The organism is Singulisphaera acidiphila DSM 18658, assembly GCF_000242455.2.
GTDB classification, from domain to species: domain Bacteria; phylum Planctomycetota; class Planctomycetia; order Isosphaerales; family Isosphaeraceae; genus Singulisphaera; species Singulisphaera acidiphila.
Map to the genome: position 1 here is coordinate 6,731,546 of NC_019892.1, position 19,024 is coordinate 6,750,569.

Annotated in this window: 15 protein-coding genes; 7 read left to right on the forward strand and 8 right to left on the reverse strand. The window is 63.2% G+C overall.

The window, feature by feature from the left end; all coding sequences use genetic code 11:
- Positions 1-207 precede the first annotated feature (207 nt).
- Positions 208-1,278: a sugar transferase gene (locus SINAC_RS26440; RefSeq protein WP_015248641.1), complete on the forward strand. Its 1,071-nt coding sequence runs from the start codon at positions 208-210 to the stop codon at positions 1,276-1,278.
- Positions 1,275-2,306, forward strand: coding sequence for a glycosyltransferase family 2 protein (locus SINAC_RS26445; protein ID WP_015248642.1), 1,032 nt, complete (start codon positions 1,275-1,277; stop codon positions 2,304-2,306). The genes SINAC_RS26440 and SINAC_RS26445 overlap by 4 nt, the downstream gene beginning before the upstream one ends.
- A 220-nt stretch (positions 2,307-2,526) precedes the next feature.
- Here the strand turns inward: SINAC_RS26445 and SINAC_RS26450 are convergent, their stop codons facing one another.
- The gene (locus SINAC_RS26450; RefSeq protein WP_015248643.1) at positions 2,527-3,912 is read right to left on the reverse strand and encodes a cytochrome P450; all 1,386 of its coding nucleotides are present in this window, start codon (positions 3,910-3,912) and stop codon (positions 2,527-2,529) included.
- 344 nt (positions 3,913-4,256) lie between these two features.
- Positions 4,257-7,439 (reverse strand): HEAT repeat domain-containing protein, encoded by a 3,183-nt coding sequence (locus SINAC_RS26455; RefSeq protein WP_015248644.1) that lies wholly within the window; start codon positions 7,437-7,439, stop codon positions 4,257-4,259.
- Between the two features lie 488 nt (positions 7,440-7,927).
- On the opposite strand from SINAC_RS26455, the gene glmM reads away from it, so the two are divergent.
- The 3 genes from glmM (at position 7,928) to SINAC_RS26470 (ending at position 10,810) form a co-directional block, all read left to right on the forward strand.
- A complete protein-coding gene (glmM, locus tag SINAC_RS26460) occupies positions 7,928-9,295 on the forward strand; it encodes a phosphoglucosamine mutase (RefSeq protein WP_015248645.1) in 1,368 nt (455 codons plus the stop codon).
- Positions 9,292-10,005 (forward strand): HAD family hydrolase, encoded by a 714-nt coding sequence (locus tag SINAC_RS26465; protein ID WP_015248646.1) that lies wholly within the window; start codon positions 9,292-9,294, stop codon positions 10,003-10,005. The genes glmM and SINAC_RS26465 overlap by 4 nt, the downstream gene beginning before the upstream one ends.
- A 142-nt stretch (positions 10,006-10,147) precedes the next feature.
- Complete coding sequence (locus SINAC_RS26470) at positions 10,148-10,810, forward strand: sigma-70 family RNA polymerase sigma factor (protein WP_015248647.1); 663 nt, start codon at positions 10,148-10,150, stop codon at positions 10,808-10,810.
- A 159-nt stretch (positions 10,811-10,969) separates the two neighbouring features.
- Here the strand turns inward: SINAC_RS26470 and bcp are convergent, their stop codons facing one another.
- Positions 10,970-11,431 carry a thioredoxin-dependent thiol peroxidase gene (bcp, locus tag SINAC_RS26475; protein WP_015248648.1) on the reverse strand — a complete coding sequence of 154 codons (462 nt, stop codon included), beginning with the start codon at positions 11,429-11,431 and terminating at the stop codon, positions 10,970-10,972.
- Positions 11,432-11,635: 204 nt separating this feature from the next.
- Between bcp and SINAC_RS26480 the strand changes: the two genes are divergently transcribed.
- A complete protein-coding gene (locus SINAC_RS26480; RefSeq protein WP_154673811.1) occupies positions 11,636-12,058 on the forward strand; it encodes an archease in 423 nt (140 codons plus the stop codon).
- 40 nt (positions 12,059-12,098) lie between these two features.
- Here SINAC_RS26480 and SINAC_RS26485 read toward each other — a convergent pair whose 3' ends face one another.
- From SINAC_RS26485 to SINAC_RS26495, 3 genes are all read right to left on the reverse strand, one after another.
- On the reverse strand, positions 12,099-13,073 hold the full coding sequence (locus tag SINAC_RS26485) for a carbohydrate kinase family protein (RefSeq protein ID WP_015248650.1): 975 nt from the start codon (positions 13,071-13,073) through the stop codon (positions 12,099-12,101).
- Positions 13,074-13,190: 117 nt separating this feature from the next.
- Entirely contained in the window at positions 13,191-15,257 is a 2,067-nt protein-coding gene (gene ftsH / locus SINAC_RS26490; RefSeq protein WP_015248651.1) for an ATP-dependent zinc metalloprotease FtsH, read from the reverse strand.
- A 298-nt stretch (positions 15,258-15,555) separates the two neighbouring features.
- Entirely contained in the window at positions 15,556-16,584 is a 1,029-nt protein-coding gene (locus SINAC_RS26495) for an NAD(P)/FAD-dependent oxidoreductase (protein WP_015248652.1), read from the reverse strand.
- Between the two features lie 508 nt (positions 16,585-17,092).
- On the opposite strand from SINAC_RS26495, the gene SINAC_RS41680 reads away from it, so the two are divergent.
- A complete protein-coding gene (locus tag SINAC_RS41680; protein ID WP_015248653.1) occupies positions 17,093-17,386 on the forward strand; it encodes a carbon storage regulator in 294 nt (97 codons plus the stop codon).
- Here the strand turns inward: SINAC_RS41680 and SINAC_RS26500 are convergent.
- Together SINAC_RS26500 and pstB are read right to left on the reverse strand one after the other, a co-directional pair.
- Entirely contained in the window at positions 17,325-18,032 is a 708-nt protein-coding gene (locus tag SINAC_RS26500) for a winged helix-turn-helix domain-containing protein (protein WP_015248654.1), read from the reverse strand. The two genes, SINAC_RS41680 and SINAC_RS26500, sit on opposite strands and share 62 nt — an antisense overlap.
- Positions 18,033-18,161: 129 nt before the next feature.
- Positions 18,162-19,019, reverse strand: a complete 858-nt coding sequence (pstB, locus tag SINAC_RS26505) for a phosphate ABC transporter ATP-binding protein PstB (protein ID WP_015248655.1) — start codon at positions 19,017-19,019, stop codon at positions 18,162-18,164.
- Positions 19,020-19,024: the final 5 nt, after the last annotated feature.

Below are 19,024 nucleotides of genomic sequence, written 5' to 3' on the forward strand. Positions count from 1 at the left end.
GGCACTCGGGGCAACGATAACGGCAAGTTTACCGAATTCACTGGAATAAAGCGTCGGTTCGGTCGATGGAAGAGCTTGAGGGAATTACAACAGAGGTCCGCCACGGATCGGCGGAGACGCTCCAAGGAGACCGTTGGGGTTGAGCCGGGCGCGGGCCCGGACGGACTCTCGCCCCCACGCCAGACACCGATGGATCGGTGGAAGCCCATGAACAATCCTCTCGAACTGACCGGACGGGTGCGGCCATTGAGTCGTCCGTCAGCGGGGCGCGTCTTGATCGTGGGAGCCCGCCGGGATAGTCGCCGCCTGGCTCGCAGTCTGGGCGAAGGACCCTGGGCCGGGCTTCCGGTCGTTGGCTTCATCGACGCGGGCCACCCTCGATATTCGGGAGGCATCGGGCGTGGACGACAACTGGCCGTCCACGCCCAGAGCGATCCCGTCCCCGTTCTCGGGGGGATCGACCGGCTCGACGAACTGGTCGATCGCTCGCGTGCCACCCATGTTGTCGTCGCGGTTTCGGGCGGCCCGGCGAAGCGGCTCCGTCCTCGGATCCCGAATCTGACCAACCCCGAAGTGGCCGTGCATTGGGTGACCGAGCAAGCTGATCGGGTCGCGCGGCCCCCGCACGGCACATTCGTGCCGGTGGAGCGACCGTCCTGGTCACTCCCCTGGGATCGGCTCGGCAAACGGCTGGTGGACTTGATCGGTTCGGCCATTGGCCTGACCTTGCTTGCTCCTCTGTTCTTGGTGGTGGCGATTCTGATCCTCGTGACCACGGGTCGGCCCATCTTCTACTCACAAGAGCGCGTGGGGCAGGGGGGGAGGCTCTTTCGGATCCTCAAGTTCCGAAGCATGCGGACGGATGCCGAAGGGACCACCGGCCCCATCTGGGCCTCGAATCACGATGCCCGATGTACGCCCATCGGTGACTGGCTCCGGCATACCAACATCGACGAGTTGCCCCAGCTTTTCAACGTGTTCTGGGGGGATATGAGCCTGGTGGGCCCTCGTCCCGAGCGGCCGATCTTCGTCGAGCAATTCCGCGACACGATCCCGGACTACGACCTCCGCCATGCGGTGCCCGGCGGCATGACGGGTTGGGCGCAAGTCCATGGCTGGCGCGGGCGTACTTCGCTTCGCAAGCGGATCCAGTACGACCTCGACTACATCCAGCGATGGTCGTTCATGCTCGACTTCCGGATCCTCCTGATGACGGTTCAGCATGTGGCCTGGGGCAAGACGACGTGGGTCAGCCCCAAGCGGAGTAGCGGGCAATGAGCCCGACTCCGGCGTCCTTCAGCCCGGTCTGTTCGGTCGTCATCCCCAGCTATAACGGCCGAGGACTGCTGGAGATCTGCCTGGCGAGCATCGCTCGCCACCGCCAGGACCAGCCACCGATCGAGGTCATCGTCGCCGACGACGCGTCGAGCGACGATACTCCGGAGTGGCTGGCCCAGACGCATCCTGACGTGCGATTGGTGCGTCTCGAGCGTAACGGCGGCTTCTGCGCTGCGGCGAACGCCGGGATCGCGGAAGCCAAGGGGCTTTACGTTCAGCTTCTCAATAACGACACCGAGGTCACGCCTGGCTGGATCGAGGCCGGTCTGGCTCCGTTCGCTGATCCACTGGTCGGTTCGGTCGCCCCCTTGGTCCTTGTGCGATCCGACCCCTCTCGCGTGGATTCGGCCGGTGATTCGTACTCGCTGGTCGGTTGGCCGAGCAAACGCGGTCATGGCCAGTCTGCGCTCCGTTGGCTCGAGCATCCCTCCGACCCGGTTTTCGGCGCCAGCGGGTCGAGCGCCTTCTACCGGACCGAGGCGTTGCGAACTGTGGGTGCCCTCGATCCCTCATTCGGTTCCTACTACGAAGACGTCGACCTCGCGTTCAGGCTCCGCTGGGCGGGGTACGGCTGTGTTTTCACCCCCTCCTGCCGGATCCTCCACGAAGTCTCGGCAAGCTACGACCACGGCCGTCCCGCCCTCCAGCGCCGGATGTCGCGGAATGCAGAGATCCTCTTCTGGAGCGATCTGCCGAAGCGTTGGCTCGCCGCCGCGCTGGTCCCCCACCTCCTCTTCACGGTCACTCAAGGACTTTGGCGCGGCCTCCGTGGTCGCGCGCGGCCCTTTCTGCTCGGCAAGCTCGATGCCCTCAAGGAACTGCCGACCTTGCGAAAGCGCCGGCGGGTTCGCGTTCACCTGGCGCGTCGAGCTGCGGCTTCCCCTCATTTCCCGATTCGGTTCGGCCTCTTCGAGGATGCCAGGAACCATCTCCGTCGACCTCGCGAAGCGTCCAGCCGCTCTCAATAGACCGAATTGAATCCAACCAAGCTGGTCTTCCGGGTGCCGTTCATTCGCACCCTCGAATTTTTCACCCGATTCCCGGACGCGCCCGGCCATTCGCGACCAGACGCATTAACTGCGATGGGAACCGTCGAGGGGGCTGACCGATGCGCAGTGGGTCGACCGGTTTCTCAGCCGGGATGAGGCCGAAGCTATCCTATCCGCTTGCGATCCCAGCAAGGGAAGCTCACCCAACCGATCCAGAACCATTGATGTGGACGGTCATCGGGAGTCCGAACCGGGGGCGGAGGGAAAGCATCGGCTTGGGCTCGACGCGGGCGCCGGGGACGAGTCGGAGGGAGAACGACTGAGCCAGCATCGCGACAACCAAGGTCGTTTCCATCATCGCGAACTCCTGGCCGATACACTGGTGCGGGCCGCCCAGGAAGGGATACCAGGCGAATCGAGGGCGATTGGCTGTGTGTTCGGGGAGGAACCGGTCGGGGTCGAACGCCTCGGGGGCTGGCCAGAATTCGGGATGGCGGTGGGTGACGTAGGGGCTGAGGAAGACCATCGACCGAGCCGGGATTCGGAACCCACCGATGGCGTCGTCGTCCCTCGCGTCTCGAAGCAGGGCGTAGACTGGGGGATAGAGTCGGAGCGACTCCTCGATCACCCTGCGCGTGTAGGCCAGGTGCGGGATGTCGCCGGCATCAGGCGTCCGGCCACCGAGCACCTCGGCGACCTCGGTGTGGACGCGGCGCTCGACCTCGGAGTGCTGGCTGAGCAGGTAGAGGGTCCAGGTAAGAGCATTGGCGGTGGTCTCGTGGCCAGCCACGAAGAAGGTGAAGATCTGGTCGCGTAATTCGACGTCGGATAGGCCCTTGCCGGTCGCTTCATCGCGGGCTGCCATGAGCATCGCGAGTAAGTCGTTGGCGTCGCGTCCGGACTTGCGGCGGTGCTGGGCGATGATCTCGAAGAGAATGGTGTCGAGCGTGCGGAGCGCACGGCGGAACCGGAGGTTTCTCGGGGTGGGCACACCGAGTGGGAGGGCGAGGACGTTTTCGAGCCGATACTGGACATACTCCATCGAGGCTGTGATCGCCGGCCCGATCTGGTCGGCCTCGCCGCCGAGGTCGGTACTCAGCAGCGTCTGGCCGGCAATGCGGAGGGCCAGGTCCATGAATTCCGCAGCCACGTCGAGAGGTTCACCACGCTGGGCGACCTCTCGCCAGCGCCGACGCATCGCATCGGTCGCGTCAGTCATGACGTCGGCCATAGCCTCAATCTGGCGAGGATGGAATGCCGGCTGCGCCATCCTCCGCAAGCGGCGCCAGGCCGGGCCTTCGGTTGTCACCAGGCCTTCGCCGGCTGCCAGCTTCGTACGTTTGTAGACCCAACTTCGCGGGTAGTTCTTCGCGTGATCCAGCAGAACGTGCTTGATGTGGTCAGGGTGCGCAAGCATATGAAGCACGAACGGCCCGACCTGGAAGCGGAAGACATCGCCGTACTGACGATGGTAGTCGAGTAGAAACCGCAGCGGGGCCTTCTGCAAGCGGCCCATCGGACCGAAGGGAGGGGGTAAGAGCTGGCGCAAGCCCGGGGCCGTATTCAAGGCGACGGGCCTGGTCATGGGTCGCCCTCCTCCGGATATGAAAGGATGGTCGAGAGAGGAGCCGTTCGGCGGTGCCGAAGGTATTCAACAAACCTACGCTGTCTTTTACGTTTGTCAATGGAGAGGCGCTGAGCTGGCAAGCCGTCGATTGTTTACGGGTTCAAAGAAAATGATGGGTCCCGAGCCGATGCCTACCGTAGCGAAGATCGTAGGGGCACGAGCATCTCCCAGGCCAAACCCGCCTCTCGAAAGATCGAGAGAGTGGACCGTGCCTTGAGCTCCGTCGCGGGTTTGGACGCGAAAAGCTTCGCCGAATTGAGAGGGGTTGTTGAATACATGGGGCCGGCTTCTCGGCCTTGAGGTCACTCCACAGGAGCGACCCTTCGCGGTCGTAGCTCTGCCTGGCTTTTTAAGCGTTTGATAAGACGGGTCACAGCGCACCGCAATTCGACGACCTCCTCACGGCCTTCGCGATCCTCCAAGGCTTCGAGAAACAGCGCATCATCGGGGACAAGGGATTCGACTCGTTCCAACGCGGCCTTACGGACCCGAGGGGCCGGGTCTCCCAGGGCCTCTCTCACGGCGAGTTCCGCTTGCGCGTTTCCTGGTTCTCTGGAAAGGAGGGAGCCGGCAGCGATCAGGCGGACGCGAGAATTCGCGTCCATGAGCAACCGATGCATGACCTCTTCGACCCGGTCGGCGGGGGCCAACTTCAGCGCGGTGGCCGCGTTCAATCGTACGCCCTCGTCGGCATCGGTTGTACGTTCAATGAGCAAGGGAATGGCGTCAGGGGGGAGGGCGTCCAGGCGGCCGAGGGCGTGCGCGGCGTTCGCTCGGACTTGCACTTCCGGGTCACGGAGGGCCTCGACCAGGTCGGGGACGGCTTCCTTGGGGATGGCCGCCGCCCGGATCCATCCCGCCGAGGCCACGATCCGGATGTCGCCGCACGCATCCCTGAGGCCGGCGGCGAGGGCCTCAATGGTTTCGGGAGGTTGGATCAGTGTGATCGCCCGCATGGCCTTCTCGCGGACGCTGACATCACCGGTCCGGGCGGCCTGAAGCAGGGCTTCACCCGCGCCTGCGGCTGGGGGACCGAGCCGGCCGAGAGCCAGGGCGGCGTGGGTCTGGACCGACGTGCTGTCATCTTCGAGCAATCGTCGGCATAACCCCGCGATCACCGCGGGCGTGGCACCGGCCAGCCTGGGGAGCACTGTGATCGCCTCAATTTTCACGCTGTCGTTCGCGTCATCCAGGAGAGGGATGAGGCCGCTCATGGTGGCTTCACTTGGGTTGCCCCACCGACCCACGGATTCCACGGCGGCAGCACGGACCAACGGGTCGGCGTCTCCGAGCCCAGCCAGGATCACCTGGGTTGTGGCCGAAGTTGGGCCGCCGATTGCACCCAGAGCGCGGATGGACAGGCCGCGGACCGCACCGTCCTCATCCCGAGCCGCCTGTTCGAGGGCCGACCGTGCACTGGCCGCAGCCTCGCCGAGGTTGCCCAACGCCTCGGCCGCATTACCGCGGACCTGCGGATTGAGATGCCCCAGGGAGTCGATCAAGGCGGAGACCACTCGGTTGTCCGACTCACCCATCTGGCCCAAGGCTTCAGCCGCCAGGGCGCTGACCCGGTTATCCTGATCGTTCAAGGCACGGACCAGACCGGGGACGGCGGCCTCCGCAGCCGTTTCGCCGATCTTGCCCAGCGCCTCCACGGCTTTGGCTCGGACCTCATCGTTCTCGTCCTCCATCGCCTCGACCAGGGCAGGGGCCGCGTCCTCGGCGGCCGCGCCGATGGTCCCCAGCGCCTCGGCGGTCTGAGCACGGACGACGGTGTCGGGGCTATCCAACCCCTCCGCCAGGGAGTCGGTGGCGGCTTCGTCGAGCGGCCCGACCCGGGCGATGGCCTCGGCTGCCGCGGTGCGCACCGATTCGTCGCGGTCCTGGAGGAGCGGGACGAGTGCAGGGACCGCGGGGCTTGCGGCCTCGTTCAGCGACCCCAACGCCCGCGCTGCCGACGCCTTAACCGGACTGCTGGCGTCTTCCAGTAACTCGATCAGGGCGGTCACCGTGGCCCCCTCGGATCCTCCGATCCGGCCCAGGGCCTCAGCGGCCTGGCAGCGTACCGTCTCGTCTCCGTCCTTCAACCGTTCGATCAGCTCAGCCGCCACACTCGCGGCCGGCGGTCCGATCCGACCTATCGCCTGGATGGCCTGGGTCCGCACCGCCGCCGAGTCGTCGGCCAAGGCGTCCTCCAGCGTTTTGACTGCTAGTTTGACCGGGTCGCATGGAGGCGTCGGCGTCGCACGCCTTCGCCGGCCCAACCACCACCCTTGCGCTCGGCCTCTCAACCAACGGCGTCGGCCGTGGGGTCGTCTCTCGCTGCTGGATACCGTCCGAGCGGTACCAAGGGAGCCTAACGCTTCGGCGACGCTTTGCCGTACGACCGCGCTGGAGTCATGGCTGAGCGCGGCCAGCAGGGGGATTGTGTCTACGGCCTTGAGCAGTCCGAGTGCAGCCACGGCCACGGCCTGAACGTGCTCCTGCGGGTCGTGTAGATGACGGACCAGGGCCGGGATGGTTGAGGGGCCAATCGTCGCCAGCACCAGCGGTAGTTGGTCCCGCTGCTCTTTCGTCAGCGATGGGACCGAACGCAACGAAACCAATAGCGGACCGATTGCCCCGCCTCCGAACTGGGCCAGCGCATTCCGGGCTCGCTCGTGAATGGGGCCGTGCGGGCTCCAGAAATCGGCGATCGTTTCCGCCAGCAGTTTTCCTTGCCGGAGCGAGGCGAAGACCTGTTGCAGTAACACCAGGCTGAAGAACGCTTTAAACGCGGCCAGCAGTGCTGAGGTCGGCCAAGCGGCCGGCCGGATGAACTCGGCGCGGAGCCAGTGATGCGACTTGGCCAGATCCAGTACGTCGAGCAGGCCGAGGAGCTTCGTGATCGCATATGCGAGAAAATCGACATAATTCGGCCCCTCGGTTCCGTCCCCCACCTCGTACCAGCGTCTGCCAACGATGTCATAGATCCCTTGGTTGAGGAGGGCGAATCCGCCGACGATGGCGATGCTTGCGGCGACCAACAAGGGGATGCGGACCTGCTGGCCGTACCGCGCCAGTTGCGTCGCCGGCGCCTGGCCCTTCAGCGGGTTGTGGATGGCCTTGTGGCCCCGCTCGACTTCGTAACGTTCAATGTCAATGAACATGTAGGCAAGGCAGGCGATGGTCCCCATGAACAGCGGGGCCAGACCGCAAACGATTCTGAAGCCCGGCAGCGGTTCACCAGCGACACCCCCCACGACGAGCAATCCCACGGCGAGGGTCAGGAAGAGCGGCCAGTTCGCCCACGCCAGCCATCGCTCCCAGAGCCGAAAGCCCTTGCGGATACTCCCCCTCACGATGATGCCGAGGATCTCTAACACCGAGCCGATCAATCCGATCCGGTACAGGACAACGGCGGCCAAGCCCAACCCCGCCAAGCTGGCCAGGAGTAGGTACGAAGAATGGTCGCGATCTAATTCGAGCAACCAGGAGGTTTTCATGAATCGAGGCCTGAAGCGATGAGAGGCACCCGCGAGGTAGGGTGGGTGTGAAAGCGAACCGAATCATGTTACAGCATATCGCGTGCCGTGTTCTCCGCCTCCGGGTGTCAAGCCGGTTAGACCTCTGGGGAGTAAGGAGTGCCTTTGCCATTGACCTGTTGCACGCACTTCTCAGCGGCCTGAAGAAAAAAAGCATTCGCCCAGGCCGATGGTCAGAAGACCGTGACATTCTTTTGTTCGATCATGCGGTTCGTTGAAATTGTGATGCCAAAAATTTTGGATTCCAACGATGTCTGTAGGGCCGAAGCTGCGCGAATCCTCCGGTTTCCCTGGCCCTGAGGTCTGAGTTGACGGCCCGATCATTGATGAAGGTGGAAGTGGCGTTTCGTTCCCCAACTGGGCTGAATGGTCTTCACCTCGGGCGGGAGATTCTCTAACTTGGGGCAGATAATTTTTGCGCGAGGTTTTGGAAGGAAACGAGGCACCACGTGGGCGGGACTCGGATTGCTAGTGTGTCGGGGTTGCGGGGCGTGGTCGGCGATGGCCTTGATCCGACGGTGGTGGTCGAGTTCGCCGCCGCCTATGCGTCGGGATGTGCGTCGGGGCCGATCGTGGTGGGGCACGATGGGCGGGTCTCGGCCCAGGTCTTTACCTCGGCCGTGCTGGCCGCTGTGACCGCCACGGGACGCGATGCCTTGCTGGTGGGGCCCACAGCGACTCCGACGATCGGCCGGCTCGTGCGTGACCAGGCGGCGGCCGGTGGAATTCAGATCTCGGCGTCGCACAACCCGTCCAAATATAACGGCCTCAAGTTTTTCCAACCCGAGGGGATGGTTCTGAGCGCGGCCCAGGGGCGCGACGTCCTCGACCGGCTCCACCGTCGCGCGTTCGGTTGGGCCTCTTGGGATGCGCTCGGGCGGGTTCGCTCGCTCGACGATCCCGATCAGTCGCACCTGAAGCACGTGCTCAATATCGTTGACGTCGACGCCATCCGCCGCCGTAAGTTTACGGTGGTGCTTGACGCCTGCCATGGGGCAGGGGGGCGTCTGGGAGCGGTTCTTCTCCGCTCATTGGGCTGCAAGGCGGTCGTCCTCGGGGCGCTTCCCGATGGCCGCTATGACCATCCCCCCGAGCCGACGGAGGCGAACTTGCACGCCTTCTCGGCGATCGTGCCCGCCACCGGCGCGGTGGTCGGTTTTGCTCAGGACCCTGACGCGGACCGGCTCGCCCTGGTCGACGAGACGGGTCGCTACATCGGTGAAGAATTGACCCTGGCGCTGGCGGTCTCGCGGCGCCTGGCCCAGGTCCGTGGCCCCCTGGTGCTGAATCTCTCGACCTCACGGGTGAGTGAAGACCTGGCCGTCCGCCTTGGCTGTCCGGTCCACCGGACTCCGGTCGGTGAGATCCACGTCGTTGAGCGGATGCGCGCGGAGGGAGCCGTGCTCGGTGGAGAGGGGAACGGCGGCGTGATCGACCCTCGGGTCGGTTTCGTTCGCGACAGCTTCGTCGCCATGGCCCTTGTGCTCGACTTGCTCGCCGAGACCGGGGAGCCACTCTCCCAGTTGGTCGAGGCGCTGCCGAAGTATGCGATGGTGAAAGACCAATACCCACTCGCGCAGGACGGCAGTCCTGACGGGATCGCTGCGCTCTGGGATAAAATTACGGCAGCCCATCCCGAGGCCAAGGCCGACCGTCGCGATGGTTTGCGACTCGACTGGTCCGATCGCTGGGTCCATGTCCGCTCGAGCAACACCGAGCCGATTGTCCGGGTCATTGCCGAGTCGGTCGATTCGGCCACTTCGCGTGCCCTCGCCGATCAGATCGGACGTTGGGTCACTTCGGGAGGCGCTGCGTGAGCTGGCCGACGTTCGACCGACCTCCCGTCGCCGCCTTTGTCGACGTCGACGGGACCTTGCTTGCGCAAACCACCACATTGCTCTTCGCCCGGATCCTTCGACGGCGAGGGCTCATCAAGCGGTCGTTCGTCCTGCGGGCCTTGTTCCACGGACTTCAGCACCGATTTGGCCGGCTCGACTACGGCATGCTGATCGCATTCGGATTGAAGAACATTGCGCGGATCCCGGTCGTCGAGTTGGAACGGATCGCCTACGACAACTTCGTCGAGTTTGTCCGCCCTCGGCTCTACGAAGGGGTGGTCGAGCACCTGAACCAGTTGCGGCAGTCAGGGACGGCCGTGGTTCTGGTTTCTTCCTCCCCTGGGATCGTGATCGAACCGTTGAGTCTCTATCTCGGCTGTACGGATACAATCACCACGCCGGTCATCATCGAACGCGGTCGACTTGTCGGAATTGGCTCTGGCCCACCATGTTACGGCGAGGGAAAGCTCTATTGGGCAGAGCGTTGGGCCGAGGAACACGGGATTTCGATGGACGATTCGGTGGCTTATGCGGATAATTGGAGTGATCGGGCGTTGCTCCAGCGTGTCGGCACCGCGGTTGTGGTCCATCCGCACCGAAAGCTGCAGCAAATGGCGAAGGCTCGCGGTTGGTATATTGTCTGCCCGCGCCGGCCTCGGGCTTCGGTTCGTGGCGAGCTCGATCGCTAGGATCGGCGTTGTCTCGTTCTGATTTCGCCCGTCTCGGGCGATTTTCTTAAGGCGAGCCGTCCGTTCTACGGCGTTGGCGGATTCGAGCGGGTCACGATCTCAATCGAGCGGGCTCGGACACTCTTTGGCGGAGCGAATGGTGATGTCACAAGAATCAGCCGCCCCCTCGAAGGGGCACCGTGCCCTGCGGGCCGGCCCGACCGCCATGGCGCTGGTCATTGGTTTGGCCGCTCTCACCGCGCACGCCTCCGAGACGGACTTGGTCCAGGACATTCAGCGCTATTGCACGGTCTGCTGGAGAAATGCTCGGCTCGACCCTGGCCTTTGGGAAGATTGCACCCAGGAGGTTTGCTGCCGACTCCTGGGCAAAGCGCGTGCGGGTCAGCTCGACCTGAATCTCGTCTTGGCCGATGACACCTCCGAGCGTCGCGAGTTGGTTCGGGCGATCGACATGGTTCGCAAGCGAGTTCAGCGCTCGAAGCGTTATCAACCCTTGAACGATCGTCTCACCCCGGGCCCGGACCTCGATCAGCGTGAACGCAATCGCCAAGAGCTCGGCGAGATTCTTGAGGCTGCTCGACAGGCCGTCCTGAGTACCCGCCAGGATCAGATCGTCGAGTTGTGGACGCGCGGCTGGACCGTGCCGGAGATCGGCGAAAAGATGGGTCTTCCCGTAGCCCGCGTCAGCGACGAAAAATACAAAGCCCTCCGCAAGCTTGAGCGATACCTCGCGGGCCGTCGCGACGAACTCGAGCTGGCTTCCGAGCCCGCCACCCTGGAGCTTGAAGTCAGTCGAGTAGGGTAAGACGCGGGAGTCTATCCCAGAGGCTCAATGCCGCCGCGATCTTCCCCCAGGCGCGCGGTCGCCCGGCTTGCCGATCGCCTGGAATCATGGTGGTTGCCGCAGGACGGGAGACCGACTGCTCGCGGTCTCCCTGGTTGTTTTGCGGTTTCTTGGGTCGGCTCAAAGCGATTTGAGAGTCTCGAGGATCTCGTCCGAGTGCCCATCGACCTTCACCTTTGGGAAGGTCTTTTGGACGATCCCGTTCCGATCGATGATAAACGTCGTTCGCACCACTCCCATCGATTTCTTGCCGTAGTTGTTCTTTTCCTGCCAAACGCCGTAGGCCTCACAAACCTGACGATCCACGTCGGCCACGAGTGTGAAGGGGAGGTCGTATTTCTCGGCGAACTTCAGGTGGGATGTGGAATTGTCGGGACTGACGCCGATGACGTGGGCACCGGCGGCTTCGTAGTCGGCCCGGGCATCACGGAAGGCGCAGGCTTCCTTGGTGCAGCCGGGGGTGTCGTCCTTCGGGTAGAAGTAGAGGACCACGGGCGCTCCCTGGAGTTGGGAGAGTGTCACCTCCTGGCCTCGCTGGTCGGGGAGCGTGAAGTCGGGAGCGGGCTGGCCGGATTCAATCATCGTCGGTTCTCTCTTTCCGGTATCATTCCGGAGATTAAGCGCCTTGTTTCGGACGGCCAAGGGAGCGACCGTCTCGAAGCGGGACGGAGTTTGCGCGAACCTGAGACTCGAGCGTGGCTCTTGCGAGTATGATAGATACCGCGTCGAGAGGAAACGTTGCGGTCCTCAATGACCCTTGGCCGATCGGGGACGGAGTTCAACCCTTTGGGATCCATCGAAATCTTCGACCATACTGCCGACGTTGGGCTCAAAGTTCGGGGCAATGATCTCAACGACCTGTTTCGAACCGCCGCGCAGGGGGTGTTCGACTATATTGTCGTCAATCGCCACGACGTTCGCATCGAACGGCGCGACGCGCTGTCCCTCGAGGCCGATTCACCCAGCGAATTGCTCACGACCTGGCTCAACGACCTGATCTACCGGTTCGAGACCGAACATCGGCTCTTCGTCGAATATGATGTGACCGTGGCCGAGGATGGCCGTAGTCTGCGCGCCGAAATCGGTGGTGAACCGATCGATCATGATCGGCATATTCTCGATCACGAGGTCAAGGCCGTCACCCACCATGGCCTCGCGCTTGACCGCGTCGGCGAAGAGTGGGTGGCGGAAATGATCCTCGATATCTGAGAGTGATCGCGGGTGAGGAGTGACGGCAATGCGGTCGAGTTTAGACCGGCTCGATGGCAAGCTCATGTTGCTGGATAAAGGCGTCAGCCTCAGTGCGGGTGAAGACCCCTGCCGTGGTTCCGATCGCGCGGACGCAGCTCGCACCCACTGCGCTGGCGAGTTTCAGGCAATCGAGGGTGGAAAGACCATCGATCAAGCCGGCAATGTAGCCGGCATCGAAGGCATCCCCGCCGCCGGAGCCGTCGAGGTAGGTGACCGGGTAGGTTCCGAGGCGAACGCGAAGTGAGTCGGAGACGACCACCGCACCCCGGTCGCCACAGGTGATGGCCACACAACCGGCGCCGAGGTCGCGGAAGGCGAGCGCCTGGCGAACCGGATCGGTTTCGCCCAGGATGAATGCCGCTTCATCAGTATTCGGCAAGAAGACGTCGGTCTCGGGCAGGACGGCGCGCAGGTGTCGGAGGTAATCGCCGGGGCCGGGGGTCACGACATCGAGCACGGTGACGGTCCCTGCCTTCCTCGCGCGGGAGAACCGTTCGGCCAGAGCCGCCGCGTGGAGGCCGGGGAGGACCAGATAGCCGCCGACGTAAAGGACGCGCGGAGGATGATCGACCAGGAGGGGGTCGATGTCCGAGGCCGACAGACCTTTGTTGGCGCCGAAGGAATGGACGAAGCGGCGATCCTGTCCCTTCACGTTGATGATCAGGGTCTGACTGGTCGCGCGTGTGGGATCGATCGACAGGGCGCGCACATCAACGCCGTTGGCGACCAGTGTCTCGGCGACGAAGCGGCCGAAAGCGTCGTCACCGACCTTACCGCAGATCGCCGTGCGAACCCCGAGTTTGGCCAGGGCGATCGCGGCATTCGAGGCGCAGCCGCCAATATTCAAGATCAGGTCGTCGGCCGCCACCAGCTCACCGGCGGCGGGAACGTGTGAGATCGGTGTGCAGAGATGGTCGGCGACCACGATCCCCGCGCAGACTACCGGGCAAGCACTTGTTGACTTCGTCGACACAGCGATCGGCTCCCCAACCTATCGATCGACCGGGCATCTCCTCACGGTCGGAGTCGGAACTCCGACCGTGGGGAGAGAGTCTACCAGAGAGGCAGGAGTGTCCCTAGGCTTTCCCGATCAAACCGGGTTGTCGAGCGATGCGGCAACCTCATCACCGGCCACGTTCGTCGGCGGACCGGCTCGTTTGCCGATCAATTCCTCGATCTCGGAGACGCTCAGTACCTCGCGTTCGATCAAGGCTTCAGTCAAGCGCTCGAGGTCTTCACGGTGATCTTCGAGCATGTGGAACGCACGCTCGTCGGCCTCGCGAAGGATCCGCGCAACCTCCTCGTCGATGACCTGCGCGGTGTGCTCGGAGTGGTCGCGGGTCTCACTCATCTCACGACCGAGGAACGGGTGTTCTTCCGAGGCTCGGAAGAAGACAGGACCGATCCGTTCGCTCATTCCCCACTGCGTGACCATCATCCGGGCCAATCGAGTCGCCTGCTTGAGGTCTTCGGCTGCTCCCGTCGTCAGATCCGAGTAGATCAAGCGTTCGGCTGCGCGCCCGCCCAGCAGGACGGCGAGCTTGGCGTCGACCTGGCTCTCGCTATACCCGAGCCGATCCTCTTCGGGGAGGAACTGGGTGACCCCCAATGCACGGCCGCGAGGGATGATCGTCACCTTATGGACCGGGTCGGTGTTCGGAGAGAGCCAGCCGACCAGGGCGTGCCCGATCTCGTGGTAGGCCGTGGCGCGCTTGTCCTTCTCGGTGATGAACTCCTCGCGCTTGGCCCCCATGATGATCTTGTCGCGGGCTGCGTCGAAGTCGGCCATGTCGACCTGGTTCTTGTCTTCGCGGGTGGCCAGCAGGGCCGCCTCGTTGACCAGGTTGGCCAGGTCGGCTCCGCTCATCCCGACGGTTCCCCGGGCAATCCCTTCCAGGTCGACGTCGGAGTCGAGCGGAATGTTGCGGCTGTGAACCTTGAGAATCGCGAGGCGCCCCTTCTTCGTCGGTCGATCGACCGTGACGTGCCGGTCGAAGCGGCCAGGACGGAGCAAGGCGGGGTCGAGCACGTCGGGACGGTTGGTTGCCGCCAACACGATCACGCTCTCGTTCGGAGAGAACCCATCCATCTCGGTGAGGATCTGGTTGAGGGTCTGCTCGCGTTCGTCGTGTCCCCCTCCCAGGCCTGCGCCTCGGACTCGGCCGACGGCGTCGATTTCATCGATGAACAGGATGCAAGGACTGCTTTCCTTGGCCGTCTTGAACATGTCGCGGACCCGGCTGGCACCGACGCCCACGAACATCTGGATGAACTCGGACCCGGAGATCGAGAAGAAGGGAACCCCGGCTTCCCCGGCGACGGCGCGGGCCAGCAGCGTCTTGCCCGACCCGGGAGGGCCGATCAGCAGGACCCCCTTGGGAATCCGACCGCCGAGCCGCTGGAACTTCTCGGGATTCTTGAGGAACTCGACGATCTCCTGCAACTCGCTCTTGGCGTTCTCGAGTCCGGCGACTTCGTCGAACGTGGTCCTTTGCTTCGACTTATCGTGGCGTTTTGCCGGACTCTTGACGAAGCTTCCGAGGATCCCCCCGTCAAACTGGTCGCGAGCCCGCCTCATCATGAAGTAGACGAGGCCGAGGATGAGAAACGTCGGCAGCAGGAACGTGACCCAGATCAGGGTGTTGGCCGTATTCGGCGGCTGAATGTCAATCTTGACGGATTCCTGAGCCGGCTTGCTCTCCTTCTCAGCCGGCTTGCTCTCCTTCTCAGCCGGCTTGTTCCCCTTCTCATCCGGCTGACTCGCCTTCTCCGGCTTGGCGCCAAGCTTGTTCACGATGTCATTGATCGCTTGCTCGGAAGGGAAGTTCACAACGAACTTCGTAATCGGCGTTGGCAATGCGCCCGAGGGATTGGGCATCGTGGCCGACGGATAGAGTTGTTTCGTGCGGAGTTCACCGCGCGCTTCCCCCCCTTGGATCGACAGCGACTTGATGTTGCCGTCCTGGACCTGGTCCAGGAAGAAGGGGATGTAGCTGACCGTGGTCTCGGGTTTGGACGAGAGCTGCCAGAAGATCAAGGCGAATCCGACAATAAGCAAGAGCCAAAGCCAGGGCGGAGTGGGAGACCCACCGGCCGCGTTGGGCTTGCGGCCGCCCGCGGATCGTCGGGAAGGTTCTTGCGGAGGTCGACTCTCCATACGATCTCAATTCCCAAAAGAAAAAATCTTCCCGAACGATTTGTCGCGGCATGGGCATCGCATCCCGATTGCCGCCGTCAGGGTATTGTAGCGGAAATATTCCGAAAATTCAGGATCAATCGAACGGCGATCGACCCCAACTTCATTTGTCCCTCATCTGAAGTCCACCGACAAGGGGCGCGGCTGGGGCCGAATCGCGTTCTTTCCGTCGAATTCCGATCCCGACTTGCGACATCGGGACCCACCCATCAGTGACGAAAAAAAAAGCGGAGGTTCGCGCCCAAACCGCGGCTCAGCATTAACCGTGAATGGACTCGAGCCATTTTTCGCAATCGATCGCAGCGGCGCAGCCCGACCCGGCTGCCGTGATGGCCTGTCGGTAATGCGTATCCACGACGTCGCCAGCGGCGAAGACCCCTTCTACGCTTGTCGCGGTGCCGAAGTTCACCAGTTGGTCGCGGAGTCCTTCGGGAGCGGGAGTCCCTTTCCAGGCCAGGGCGGTGGGGGTCAGGATGTAGCCGTCGGGCGTCATCGCGAGCTTCTCACGGAAGATGGTGGAATTCGGGGTGTGGCCGATCGCCAGGAAGAGGCCGTCGACCGTAATATCGCGAGTCGCCCCGGCCTTCCCGTCGAGCGAAGTCAGCCGGACCCCGGTCAACGAACGATGGGGTTCGTCGACGCCCAGGTAGGAATGAACCCCGGAGTTCCACGCGTATTCGACCTTCGGATTCTCGAAGATCCGCTTCTGCATGATCTTCGAGGCGCGAAGCGCGTCGCGGCGATGGATGAGGGTCACTTTCGCCGCGTAACGGGTGAGGAAGTTGGCCTCCTCGACCGCCGAGTCGCCTCCACCGACGACCGCAACCTGCTTGCCGCGGTACAAGGCACCGTCGCAGGTGGCGCAGGTGCTCAGGCCATAGCCCATGTAGTGCATCTCTTTATCAAGGCCGAGCGTCCGGGCCGAAGCGCCCGTGGCCACGATCACGGCGTCGGCGGTATATTCCGCCGTGGCCGCCTCGGGATCCTTGGGATCCGTGGAGGTCTTGACCCGAAACGGACGCTGGGTGAAATCGACTTCGGTCACCGTCTCGTACCGGCAGTCCGCGCCGAATTTCTGAGCCTGCTTTCGCATCAACTCCATCAACTCGGGCCCGAGAACTCCTTCCGGAAATCCAGGGAAATTCTCGACGACCGTCGTCCATGTCAATTGGCCGCCCGGCTCGTGTCCCTCGAGGACGAGGGGCGAGAGATTGGCCCGCGCTGTGTAGAGGGCGGAAGTCAATCCCGCAGAGCCTGACCCAATGACAATCACCCGTGAATGGGACATCGTTTCCTCGCCAGAGGCAGACCGTCCGCGACGGAAGTACCCCCTCCGCCGACAGTCTTCAAACTCATTATTCGCACTATGCTGCCAAAAATCGCGGCGCTGTCCAGCACAGACCGTAATTCTCTGTCCCGGAAACCGGTGACTGAGTCATTGAGAGTGAGACGGTCGAGGCACCCCACACCGTTGCGGATCGCGGGGGCCGCTCTCGAGGTCACAAACAACGACCCGACAGTATTGAATACGAAAAGGCCAGCGCACGGCAACCCGTCGATGATTGTAGGCAGGGTGCAATGGTTCCCCTGAGACGGTCCCCATGCAGGAATCCAAGGGGTTCTGTCTGGGAGGAACAGAATGAGAAAGGGGAAGGCCGAGGTGAGAAAATCGGCTGAGTTCAATCTGGGCGAGACTTGTAACCTAGGTTACTCAGGAGAGACAACGCCCCCAGGGCCGGAGTTGTCGATCAGAGCGTGATGGAAACGTGGGTGACGTCCCCCGAAGGAATTGCACCATGCTGGTGTTGACGCGGAAATTGATGGAAAAACTCTTCATTGGTGACGACATTTGCGTGACCGTCGTCCGCCTCGAAGGGGGACAGGTACGCTTAGGCATCGAAGCACCACGCGAAATTGCCGTGGTCCGCGCGGAATTAGTTCCCGAGCGGAGAGCAATAACTCAGAAAGCGTCAGCCCGCCCCTTGGTGGGGATTCGCGCTGGAGCCGGAGCCAGTGCCGGCACCGAGATCAGGTCTCAATCAGTCGGGGCACATGGAATCGGTAACCGACGCCCCGGACGGTCTCAATAAGATCGGCCGCGTCGCCCAGCTTTTTCCGCAAGCTCTTGATATGGACGTCGATGGTCCGCTCGAGGACCACGGCGTCTTCCCCAATCGCGGCGTCCATCAGCTCGTAGCGGGTGAAGGCGCGGCCAGCCTGTCGGAGCAGGACTTCGAGGAGACGAAACTCCGTCGGCGTCAGCGGCAATTCCTCCCCTTGGTAGAGTGCGCGGTGGCCATGCCGGTCGATGGCCACTCCCTGACTCTCGATCAAGGTGCCGTTGGTCGGTTCTTCCTTGGACTGACGCCGCCGCAGTTCTTTCTTGATCCGCTCAATCAGGATTTTGACGCTGTACGGCTTGGTCACGTAATCGTCGGCTCCGACGGCGAAGCCGACCAGTTCGTCGGTTTCCTCAGCCTTCGCCGTGACCATGACGATCGGGATCTCCCGGGTCCGGGCACCGTTGCGAAGCTCGCGGCAGACCTCCAGCCCGGGCTTCACCGGCAGCATCAGGTCGAGCACGATCAGGTCGGGAAGCTTCAACTGGGCTTGCCGCAGACCATCCTGGCCATCGTGAGCCGTCAGGACCTCGAACCCCTCGCGTTCGAGGTTCGCGGCGAGGACTTCCACGAGCGCACGCTCGTCTTCCACAATCAAAATCTTGGCTTTGGGCATGGGCGGCGGGACCCGTTGGGTCTATCGATCTTGAGCGTTGAGCGACCTACTTATTTTCACGATCCTCGATGTCACTGGTGTGTGGAATTTGAGAAAAAACGGTGAAGAATCCGTGATTTGATCGCCCGATCAACCGATCCGCCCGGTGATGTACGCCTCGGTTCGCGGGTCCTTGGGGTTGGTGAAGAGGAGGTCGGTCGCGCTGAATTCAGCGATCACACCGGTCCGGTGCCCATCCTTGGCGGTTTCGTCGAGCATCAGGCAGGCGGTCAGGTCGCTGACGCGACGGGCCTGCTGCATGTTGTGGGTGACGATGACGATCGTGTACTCGTCTTTGAGGTCGTCCATCAGGTCTTCGACGCGCGCGGTGGAGATCGGGTCGAGGGCCGAACAGGGCTCGTCCATCAGAATGACTTCGGGTTCGACGGCCAGGGTGCGCGCGATACAGAGTCGTTGTTGCTGGCCTCCGGAGAGTTCCAGGCCCGAGCGGTGGAGCTTGTTCTTGACCTCGTCCCAGAGCGCAGCGCGGCGGAGCGAACGCTCGACGAGCTCGTCCATGTCGCCGCGATAGCCGTTGATCCTTGCGCCCCAGGCGACGTTTTGGTAAACGCTCTTGGGGAACGGGTTCGGCTTCTGGAAGACCATGCCGATCCGTCGACGGAGCGCGACCGGGTCGGTGCCCGGCTCGGTGATGTTTTCGCCGTCGAACTGGACCTCGCCCTCCATCTTGGCGCCGGGAATCAGGTCGTTCATTCGGTTGAAGCAGCGGAGCAGGGTGCTCTTACCGCATCCTGAGGGGCCGATCAAGGCGGTGATCTGCTGCCTCGGGATTTCGATATTAATATCTTTGAGCGCGAGCGACGTCCCGTAGAAGACCCGCAAGTTTCGCGCGGCCAGGACAATCGGCTCAGGTACCGCCGTGGTCGCGGGCTGCTGTGGAGCAGGTGCAGGGACGACCGGCACGACGGAGGATTCAGGAAGGCTCATGGCGA